The sequence below is a fragment of the Nocardia violaceofusca NBRC 14427 genome (genome assembly GCF_963869435.1).
In the GTDB taxonomy this organism is placed as follows: domain Bacteria; phylum Actinomycetota; class Actinomycetes; order Mycobacteriales; family Mycobacteriaceae; genus Nocardia; species Nocardia aobensis.
The window spans coordinates 173,705-183,867 of sequence record NZ_CAWMPM010000006.1 but is presented as its reverse complement, the minus strand read 5'-3'; the positions used below and the strand labels follow the sequence as shown (position 1 = coordinate 183,867).

7 protein-coding genes and 2 pseudogenes are annotated in these 10,163 nt (G+C 68.2%); 4 read left to right on the top strand and 5 right to left on the bottom strand.

Annotated elements, in window-relative coordinates:
* Positions 1 to 498, top strand: a pseudogene (locus AC5592_RS07520) (Fe-S oxidoreductase); the annotation flags it as partial.
* A 181-nt stretch (positions 499 to 679) separates the two neighbouring features.
* On the opposite strand, the gene AC5592_RS07515 reads toward AC5592_RS07520, so the two are convergent.
* From AC5592_RS07515 to AC5592_RS07505, 3 genes are all read right to left on the bottom strand, one after another.
* A complete protein-coding gene (locus AC5592_RS07515) occupies positions 680 to 1,357 on the bottom strand; it encodes a DUF8020 domain-containing protein (RefSeq protein ID WP_036506635.1) in 678 nt (225 codons plus the stop codon).
* Positions 1,358 to 1,589: 232 nt separating this feature from the next.
* Positions 1,590 to 2,258 (bottom strand): DUF8020 domain-containing protein, encoded by a 669-nt coding sequence (locus AC5592_RS07510; RefSeq protein WP_036506632.1) that lies wholly within the window; start codon positions 2,256 to 2,258, stop codon positions 1,590 to 1,592.
* 156 nt (positions 2,259 to 2,414) lie between these two features.
* Positions 2,415 to 2,864, bottom strand: a complete 450-nt coding sequence (locus AC5592_RS07505; RefSeq protein ID WP_036506629.1) for a hypothetical protein — start codon at positions 2,862 to 2,864, stop codon at positions 2,415 to 2,417.
* A gap of 266 nt (positions 2,865 to 3,130) precedes the next feature.
* Here AC5592_RS07505 and AC5592_RS07500 point away from each other — a divergent pair, with 266 nt between their 5' ends.
* The 3 genes and pseudogenes from AC5592_RS07500 to AC5592_RS07490 all read left to right on the top strand — a co-directional run.
* Positions 3,131 to 4,468, top strand: a complete 1,338-nt coding sequence (locus AC5592_RS07500) for an NsdA family TPR-like regulatory protein (protein ID WP_083871332.1) — start codon at positions 3,131 to 3,133, stop codon at positions 4,466 to 4,468.
* A 73-nt stretch (positions 4,469 to 4,541) separates the two neighbouring features.
* On the top strand, positions 4,542 to 5,819 hold the full coding sequence (locus tag AC5592_RS07495) for a pyridoxal phosphate-dependent aminotransferase (protein WP_371507140.1): 1,278 nt from the start codon (positions 4,542 to 4,544) through the stop codon (positions 5,817 to 5,819).
* Between the two features lie 534 nt (positions 5,820 to 6,353).
* Positions 6,354 to 7,577: pseudogene (locus AC5592_RS07490) on the top strand (YibE/F family protein); the annotation flags it as partial.
* Positions 7,578 to 8,219: 642 nt separating this feature from the next.
* On the opposite strand, the gene AC5592_RS07485 reads toward AC5592_RS07490, so the two are convergent.
* Positions 8,220 to 9,440 (bottom strand): MFS transporter, encoded by a 1,221-nt coding sequence (locus tag AC5592_RS07485; RefSeq protein WP_063063778.1) that lies wholly within the window; start codon positions 9,438 to 9,440, stop codon positions 8,220 to 8,222.
* Between the two features lie 103 nt (positions 9,441 to 9,543).
* Positions 9,544 to 10,134 (bottom strand): TetR/AcrR family transcriptional regulator, encoded by a 591-nt coding sequence (locus AC5592_RS07480; protein ID WP_084506447.1) that lies wholly within the window; start codon positions 10,132 to 10,134, stop codon positions 9,544 to 9,546.
* Between the last annotated feature and the right edge of the window lie 29 nt (positions 10,135 to 10,163).

Here is a 10,163-nt window from a genome sequence, read left to right as displayed (position 1 = left end):
AAGGGTCTCGCCATGAAGGGCAAGGCCAAGGCTCCGGGCGCCAAGCCCGCGAGCGAAGCCCCGGCCGAAGCCGAGGCCGAGGCTGCCGAGGCGCCCGCCGCCGAGGCCGCGTCCGCGGAGGCTCCTGCGGAAACCGCCACGTCCACCGGCCCCACCGAGACCAAACCGACGGTGGCGCCGAAGGGTCTGGCGATGAAGTCCGGCTTCAAGCGCCCCGGCCCCAAGGCCCCCGGCGCCGCGAAGCCCGCCGCTGCCGAATCCGCTCCGGCGGCAACGGAATCCGGTAACGGTGCGGCACCGGCCGATACGGCTGCCGGCGAAGCAGCCGAGGCCCCCGCGACCGAGCCGGAGTCCGCATCGGAGGCACCGGAGTCGACCACGGCGACCGCCACCGGCTCCGCCGACAGCGGCAACGGTGAGGTCCAGCCCCCGACCGCCAAGCCGGGGGGCCTGGGCTTCAAGTCCGGAGCGAAGGCCCCGGGCAGCCGCAAGAAGTAAATTCGCCACACCGCGTAGGGGCGCTGCCGACACCGGCGGCGCCCCTTCGTCGTATCCCCTGTTTTCTGCCGACGACGGCAATCGGTTCGAGGCGTCGTCGGTTTGCGGCGGGTTCACCGATAACGCCGAAGGCCGGCCGCTGCTCGAGCGACCGGCCTTCGATGGTGCGTGGCGTAACTCTCTAGTTGCCCGCGGTGTCCTTGGCCCACTTGCTGGTTCCGGGGGCGGCTTGCAGGGTGTTGATCAGATCCAGTCCCGCGATGCCCAGGGCCGGTCCACCGACGGCGATGGTGCCGAGGATGCCGCCGACGCCGGCGCCGGCGATCGCGGCTGGGAGGCAGCCGACGCCGAACAGCGGCAGGCCCAGGATGCAGCCGGTGATTCCGCCGACCACGACGCCGATCGCGGTGCCGACGAATCCGCCCACGGCCGTGGCGATTCCGAATTGCGTGGAGAAATCGTTCATCGCGCGCTGGTTCTCGAGCGGCGAGGCGATCGGCTGGACGGCGACCGGATGGTCGGTGGTCATCGTCTTCTGCGGCGTCAGTTCGAGGACGGTGCCGTCGTTCTTCACCACCGGCTTCACCGGAACGGCGACGTCGTCGACCCGCACATCGGTGGGCAGCGAGACCACGGTGGCACCGTGGGAATCGGTGACGGAGTAGGACTTTTCGTCCTGCGCGAGCCGGAAGGTCCCCCCTTGCAAGGTCGTGACGACCGTCTTGTCCACGAGTTTGACCGAGTACCTGATCCCGGACTGCTCCGGCGTGGGAGCCGGGTCGGCGTGGGCGGTGGTCAGCCCGGCGGTCAGTGCGCCGATGGTGAGCGCGGAGGCCGCGGTGAGGCTGCGGAGATTCATCGATATTTCCGTTCCGTCATCGAATCTCGGCGCTCGCCCCCTCGACGAGCGCCGTCACACCTGCGGGTTTGCGGTGAGTTCGCTTGGAGCTCAGCGCTTTCGGCCACGCAGGCGGGTCGATGCTACGCGCACGCCCACCAGGGCAGGAGCCCCCAGTCCTGGGGGCTCTCACAATGCACGATGTGGCGAATCGGGTTGCGGCACAGCCGGACCGCGATCCGCCGGAGCGGACCTACTTGTCGTCGGCCCATTTCGTCGTGCCGGGCGCGGCCGACAGCGTGCCGATCACGTCGAATCCGGTGATCGCCAGCGCGGGTCCGCCGATCGCGATGGTGCCGAGGATACCGCCGATGCCGGCCCCCGCGACCGCGGCCGGAATGCAGCCGACGCCCAGCAGCGGCAGGCCCAGAATGCAGCCGGTGACACCGCCGACGATGGCGCCGACCGCGGTGCCGAGGAAGGTGCCGACGGCGGTCGCGACACCGAAGTTGGTTTCGAATTCGTTCATCGCGCGATGGTTTTCCATCGGCGAGGCGATCGGCTGGACGGTGACCGGCTTGTCGACGGTGACGGTGCGCTGCGGCGTCAACTCGAGGACGGTCCCGTCGTTCTTGACCACCGGTTTCACCGGCACCTCCGTCCCGGCGACGCGCACTTCGGTCGGGAGTGAGACGACGGTGGCGCCGTGGGGATCGGTGATCGCGTAGGACTTGCCGTCCGCGGCGATCCGGAAGGTGCCGCCCTGCAGGGTGGTCACCACGGTCTTGTCGACGAGTTTCATGGAGTACTTGATCGCGGCCGGTTGGGGCGCGGCGGCCGGTTCGGCGTGCGCGGCAACGGTTCCGGCGGTGACGGCGCCGACGACCAGTGCGGATATCGCGGTAAGGCGCTGGAGCTTCATCCGGCAATCTTAAACGTCTTCATGTCACAAAAGGGTCAAATCTGAAGAAGGTACGTTCCGGATCTGATTTTCGCACCCGTGTTCCGAATCCGGGTCCGCCCCCGACAGGTAACGAGGCGGACCCGGATCGGCAGCGGCGAGGACCGGTCTGCGGGTTCAGTCCTCGCCGCCTCTTCCCACCGCCAGCGCCGTCGTGACGACTATCGAAAGGGGTGGAAGTTCCAGGCCGGACCCCGGCGCCACGATCCAGTGGCAGCCCTCCCGGGTCCATCGGCCCAGGCTGGTGGGCATCATGATCTCGCCGCCGACGGCCGGGATGCCGATATCGAGACGTTGGAGAATGTCCGCGACCTGCCCACCGGGCCGGCTGTCGGGCAACACGAGGAAGCTCCACCGCACGCGCCGGGCCAGTACCGGCCCGCATCCGCCGTGCTCGGTGAGCGATCGGCACACCGCTTCGGCGCGGTCGGCCGGCAGATGCACGACACCGACGGTGCCGGTCACCGGCAGCGTGACGAATCCACCACGCTGGATACATGTCAGACCGGCGTGATGCCGATAGAACATCACCCAGTCGTCGGCGGTTCTGAGCTTCTCGACGTTCACAGTTTCCCGACCTTCACGGCGACTCCCTCGATATCTTCAAGGCTCCCGCCACTGCGACGTCTCCGAAACGCCCCCACGCGCGCTCTGCACTGCCCTTTCACTGCCCAAATCGCCGGGACCAGCCAATTTCCTTGTACCAGCTCGATTTCGGATGTGGCCGTGCTCACCGACCGCTCGTACTCTGGAGACGAGTTCGCGCGGAAGGGGACATCGTGGTCCGGCAGTGGTCAGGTAAGGAAGCCCGTGCCCTCCGCGATGCCAAACGCATGAGCATCAGGGAGTTCGCGGCCCATCTGGGAGTTCACGAACGCCTGGTGTCGAAATGGGAAGCGGGCGGTGCCCGGGTGCATCCGCGCCCGGTCAACCAGGCCGCGCTGGACACATCACTCGCCAGGTCCGACGAAGTCGTGCGGGCGCGGTTCGCGGCCATGATCGATCAGCCCGTCATCGATCGGCCGGGACCGGAATTCGAGGTGCGTCAAGGTCATTCGGCGCACAGCAAGTATTCGAGCGACGCGGAACTTTTGGCACTCGTAGACGCCGGTGCGATGAGAGGTGATGCGTTAGCCGAGATTTCGGAGAGGGATCTGATCATGGCGGCTGCCCACGAAGCCAGCGAGCACGCCGGTCGCGCCGAGGCGAGTAATGTCGGCGCCTCCGCGCTGGAACAACTCGACGCCGATGCCACCCGCATCGCCAGGGAGTACGTCCACGTGCCGCCGGTTCCGATGATGGTGGAGATGCTGCGGGTGCGCCGGCGGGTGTACCGGTTGCTCGAGGGCCACCAGAAGCCCGCGGACACAAGCCATTTGTATCTGCTGGCCGGCACGCTGTCGGGTCTGCTGGCCAACGCCAGTACCGATCTCGGACATCTCGACGCCGCCGGGGAACAGGCCCGCGCGGCCTGGGCGTACGCGGAACTGTGCGGCCACAACGGATTACGCGCGTGGACGCGCGGTATGCAGGCGCTGATCGAATACTGGTCCGAACGGCCGCGCCGGGCGGTGGCACTGGCGCAGAACGGTCAGCAGTACGCGGATTCGGTGACCGCGAAGGTCCGGCTGCACAACATCGAGGCGCGGATCTGGTCCAAACTGGGTAGCGCCGCCGACGCCGAACGCTGCATCCGCGCCGCCGAGGCCGCGCGCACGGGTACCGGGACCGACGAACTGCACGACGAAACCGGCGGCGTCTTCGGCTTCCCGGAGGCCAAGAGCCATTACTACGCGGGCGCCACGTACATCCATCTCGGCCAGGCCGAGCCGGCACTGGCCGAAACCCTGCGCACGATCGAGTTGTACAGCGGCGGCCCGCGCGAACAGCGGTCCTACGGGGCCGAGGCGCTGGCGCGGGTGGACAACGCGGCGGCCCAGTTGATCAACGGCAGTCTCGACGGCGCCGGGGACGCCCTCAGTCCGGTACTCGAACTCTCCGAGGACCGCCGCATCGCGCAACTCGAGGAACGGCTCACCGGGTTGCGCCGCCGGATCGCGACCCCGCGCTTCCGCGACGCGGTCGAGGCGCGCCGCCTGGACGAACGGATCGAGGAGTTCTGCGGCACGACGGTCGCCACGGGGATGCTGCCGGCCAATCCGCCCACCTGAACGGCGGCCCACGGCGCCCGATGTGACCGGCACAACGCCGATGTGGCGCGGTGGCGATGCCTCGGATATGGAGTTGCGGAGCGGTGGCACCATTGAACAGGTGAGCCCTACCAGTCAGTCATCGCATCAGCCGCCCCGGGTTCTGGAGCAGTCCCTGAAGCTCCAGAATGTTCTCTACGAAATCCGTGGGCCGGTACACGCACATGCGGCACGACTGGAGGCCGAGGGCCATCGCATCCTGAAGCTGAACATCGGCAATCCGGCGCCGTTCGGTTTCGACGCGCCCGATGTGATCATGCGTGACATGATCGCCGCGCTGCCGTACGCGCAGGGCTACTCCGAATCCAAGGGCATCCTGCCCGCGCGCCGCGCGATCGTGACCCGGTACGAGCTGGTCCCCGGCTTCCCCGAGTTCGATGTGGACGACGTCTATCTGGGCAACGGCGTCTCCGAACTGATCACGATGACGATGCAGGCCCTGCTGAACAGCGGCGACGAGGTGCTCATCCCCGCCCCGGACTATCCGCTGTGGACTGCCATGACCAGCCTGGCCGGCGGCACCGCCGTGCACTACCTGTGCGACGAATCCAACGGCTGGCAGCCGGACGTGGCCGATATCGAATCCAAGATCACCGACAAGACCAAGGCGCTGCTGGTGATCAACCCGAACAATCCGACCGGCGCGGTGTACTCGTCGGAGGTGTTGCAGCAGCTGGTCGACCTCGCTCGCAAGCATCAGCTGCTGCTGCTCGCCGACGAGATCTACGACAAGATCCTCTACGACGACACCAAGCACATCTCGCTCGCGAGCCTGGCTCCCGACCTGCTGTGCCTCACCTTCAACGGCCTGTCCAAGGCCTATCGCGTCGCCGGATACCGGTCGGGCTGGCTGGTCATCACCGGCCCGAAGGAACACGCGGCCGGATTCCTCGAGGGCATCGACCTGCTGGCCTCCACCCGGCTGTGCCCGAACGTGCCCGCTCAGCACGCGATTCAGGTGGCGCTGGGCGGCTACCAGAGCATCGAGGATCTGATCCTGCCCGGCGGGCGGCTGCTCGAGCAGCGCGATGTGGCCTGGGAGAAGCTCAATATGATCCCCGGCGTCTCGTGCGTGAAGCCGAAGGGCGCGCTGTACGCGTTCCCGCGGCTGGATCCCGAGGTCCACGAGATCCACGACGACGGCAAGCTGGTGCTCGACCTGCTGCTTCAGGAGAAGATCCTCATGGTGCAGGGCACCGGTTTCAACTGGCCGCAGCACGATCATCTGCGCATCGTGACGCTGCCGTGGGCCCGGGACCTCGCCGTGGCGATCGAGCGCTTCGGTAACTTCCTCTCCAGCTATCGCCAGTAGTCGGGGCCGGGACGAGCCAAAACAAACCGGGAGTTTGGAAAAGTAGGTTTTTGAAGACTTCACTGGCGCAAACTTCGAACTTTTGTGTACAGTAGTCCTCGGCACTCACAGTGCCCGGCCGAGCCGCCTACCCCCCCTGGGTCGCTCGGCCCTGGATTCGACCGCCTACCCCCCTGGGCCGTCGGATCCCTTTCGGGCGGCGGAGACATCCCCCTGCTCTCCGCCGCCCGCACTCCCTGTACCGCCTCTCCGCGAATTTTGGCCTGATTCAGGTGCGTGGTTCTATGCGTTGGCGGCCGGCGGATGGTCGACTGGTTCTGTTAGCCCGTGCCCGGTGAGTTACCCATGTTCTTGCGTGATCAGGCGTACGGATTGCTACCACTGATTTCGGGTGGACATGGGTAACTCGTCGGGGACGGGCAAACGTGGCCACGGTCTCGCCGTCGGCCGCCAACGCTCCTCCGCACGCGCCGGAATCCGGCAGAAATACGCGGAGAGGCGGCACTGCAAATAACTTCCTTTAAGCTCGCTGCGGTGAGCGAGCATCATCATCACCATCATGACCATTCCGGGCCTATTGCTATCGGGGCTACGGCGGCTCGGGTGGTGGTGGGGGTGCTCACCGCGGTCGGGGTGATCGTCGTGATCGCCATGATCTGGTTGTGGCCCAGCCGGCAGCATGTGGATATTCCGTTGCCGATGCAGAACGGCGGCGGTGGGGCGGTGCAGACCGAGGCCGGCACCGTGGCGATGCAGGATATGGGGCCGTGCGGTAGTCCGTCGAACGGGCGCGCCTTTCCCGATACTCCGCAACCGCCGCCGACGAATTCCTATACCTGCCAGCGCAGTCTGGTCTCGATCGATTCGGGGCCGAACAAAGGCAGCCGGACGCTGCTCGAAATCGCGCCGGGGCCGGGACAGCCGGATTTGCATGCGGGAGACCACATTCGGCTGGTTCGGCAGGACGATCCGAGCGGCACCACCATCTATTCCTTCGACGACTTTTCGCGCGGAATGCCGCTGTTGCTGATCACGCTCGTCTTCGTGGCGGTCATCGTGGTGGTGGCGCGATGGCGCGGATTGCGCGCGGTGCTCGGCCTGGTGTTCGCGTTCGGGGTGCTGGTCGTATTCCTGCTGCCCGCCCTGCTCGACGGGAAGCCGGCGATACCGGTCGCCCTCGTATCGGGAGCGCTGATTCTCTACGCGGTCCTGTATCTGGCGCACGGCGTCAATCTGCGGACCAGTTCGGCGTTGCTGGGCACGCTCAGCGCGATGGTGCTCGCGGCGGTGCTGTCCTGGGTCGCGCTGGAGGTGACTCATCTGACCGGTCTGTCGGAGGAGCAGAACACCAACGTCGCGACCTATATCCAGCACGTCAGCATTACCGGCCTTCTGCTCGCGGGCTTCATCATCGGCTCGCTCGGTGTGCTCAACGACGTGACCATCACCCAGGCCTCGGCCGCCTTCGAACTCGCCGCCCTCGACGAAGAGGCGACGCGGCGTGAGATTTTCGCGGCCGCCATGCGCGTCGGCCGCGACCACATCGCCAGTACGGTCTACACGCTGGTCCTCGCCTACGCCGGCGGTGCGCTGCCGCTGTTGCTGATGTTCTCCGTCGCCGGTCGCTCCATTCGCGACGTGCTGACCGGTGACGCGGTGGCCATCGAAATCACCCGTTCCGCGGTCGGCGGCATCTGCCTGGCGCTGTCGGTTCCCTTGACCACCGCCATCGCGGTCCTGCTGGCCCGCCCGTTCGGCCGGCTCGCCGACTTCGACGACTACGAGCCCGAACCCGCACCCCGCCGTGCCCCCGTGCCCGCGGGCCGCCGCCGGGCGGAGAGCGCCGCGGAAACCACCGGCGGCCGCCGCAGAGTCGCCGCGCGCGGCGAGACCGCGGGAAGCCGCCGGCGCGTGGACGGCCGGGAGAACAGGCCCGGCCACGACCACGCGGACCACCGCGGCGGACCCAACACGGGTAGTCATCGCCGCGTCGAAGGACGTCCGGGCGAGCCGCCTGCCCGCCGACGCACCGCCCCCTCGCCCGATACGACCGGGGGCCAACGCCGCGTCGACGATCGCCGCGCCGACACCGGCGACCACCGGCGCATCGATGATCGCCGAGCCGATACCGGCAGTCACCGGCGCATCGACGATCGCCGAGCCGATACCGGCAGTCACCGGCGCATCGACGGCCGAACCGGAGAGCCGACCGGCGGCCACCGGCGCGTCCCGTCCGGCCGACCTCACGACGACCCCCGGCCGAGCTGGCCCACCCGTCCGCCGCGACCGGACGCGGAACGCCAACCTCGCAACGACCCGCAGCCTCGAAACCGAACCTCTTGGCCCACAACAGGTTATGAAGAATGATCGAGTGAACGATCGGCGCCTCCGGCTGTTCCGCTACCGGCCGTGTCCGCGACGCTGAACGGTTTCGCTCGCCGGTGATCCGCCGGCGGTCATCACCGCCGCCACCACGATCGCGAGGGCCGCGATCACCGCGGTGGTGGCCCAGCCGAGCCGGCTCACCGCGGCCGCGCCGAAGGCGGTGCCGGCGCTGCCCCCGACGAAGTACACGACCATATAGGCGCTGTTGAACCGGGCGGGTGAGCCCGGGTCGATGGCCAGCACCGTGCTCTGATTGGCGACCTGCGCCGCGAACAGGCCCGCGTCGAACAGACCGAGGCAGACGAGGGCGAGCACCGTATTCGACAGGGCCACAGCGAGTGTCACGGCGGCGGCGCCGGCGACGACGAGTCCCACCAGGATGACGCGACGCGCCCCGACCCGATCCGTCCACGCCCCCGCGATGCGGGTCGCGGCGACACCGGCCAGTCCGGCGAACGCGTACAAGCCGATTCGCTCGGCGGAATAGGAGAACGGCGGCTGCGACAGCGCCGCCGCGAGCCCGGCCCACACCGTACAGAAGGCGAAGAACCACAACGCGCCGCGTCCGGCCGCCGACCGCAGCAACGGATACCGGGTGAACAGTCCCGGCAGCCCGCGCAGCATCGTCAGGTAGCCGGAAGCGACCGTGGCCGTCGCGGCGGGCAGCACGAAACGGGTCGCCACCGCCAGTGCCGCACATGCCGCCGCGAAGACGAGCAGCATGCCCCGCCAGCCGATGAGGTCGGTGAGCCAGCCGCCGACGATGCGTCCAGCCAGTACTCCGGCCGAGATCCCGGCCGTCACCGTCCCCAGCACCGTCGCGCGCCGGTTCGGTTCCGCGAAACGGCTTGCGACGGAGCTCATCTGGGCACCCACCGAGGACGCCGCACCGACCAGCCCGATCACCGGGCCGAGCAACCACACCACCCCCACGGCGGCGCCGATCGCCGATGCCGCGGCGAGCGCGGCGAACTGCAGCGAAACCACCGTCCGAGGTGGATGTCGGTCCACCAGCGGAACCAGGAGCGCCAGCCCGAGCAGATAGCCGACCGGCCCGCACGCCAGTGCGATCCCCATTTCCGCGACCGATCCGTGCAGCGAGCCCGCCACTGCCGCCATACCCGGCTGCAGCACGTACATGGTGGCGGTGCCGAGTCCCGCCCCCACCGCCATGAGTCCGACGACGGATGTGCGCAGCACCGGGTCACGGGTATCGGTCAGCAGGTCGTTTTTCATGACCACGACGCTAGAAACCACTCCCGGCGGGTGCTGGCGCTAAACGGACGCGACCGTCGGCGCCCACCGCGAGAGCGTGAAAGGCGAACTCGTCCGTAGTCGTTCAGTCCGGAAGCAGGCCCATCGCCGTGAGGATTCGGTCCGCGTGGCCGGAATCGATGGTCTCTCCGCTTATCAGCAACCGGTAGTAGAGCGCGCCGTAGATCAGATCGATGGCCGTGTCCGGGTCGAAGCCGGCGGGAAGGCTACCGGCGGATCGGGCCTCGCCGAGGAGTTCGCCCACCTCGGCCCGCCGCCCCGCGATGAACCGATCCCGCAGCGCCGCAGCCAATTCCGGGTCGTGTTGCGCCGCGGCGACCAGGGCCACGAAGGGGCGCCGGGCGTCGGGATCGCCCATCAGCGTCGCCACCCGGCGGACCGTCGTGCGCAGACGGGCCAGGGCATCGCCTTCGGCGGGGACGCTCATCCGGTCCGCGAAGGCGTCGGTGAAGGCATCCATCAGGACGGCCGCCTTGGTGGGCCACCAGCGGTAGATGGTGTTCTTGCTGACTCCCGCGTGGGTGGCGATCTCGTCCACACTCAGCCCCGGCAGTCCGCGGTCGGTCAGCAGGTCGCGGGCCGCCGCGAGCACCGCGCGCCTCGAACGCTCACTGCGCGGCCGTCCAGGACCGCGCGACTGTGTCATCTCGACCATGGCGCAAGTCTAGCGTTTTGGATACGATA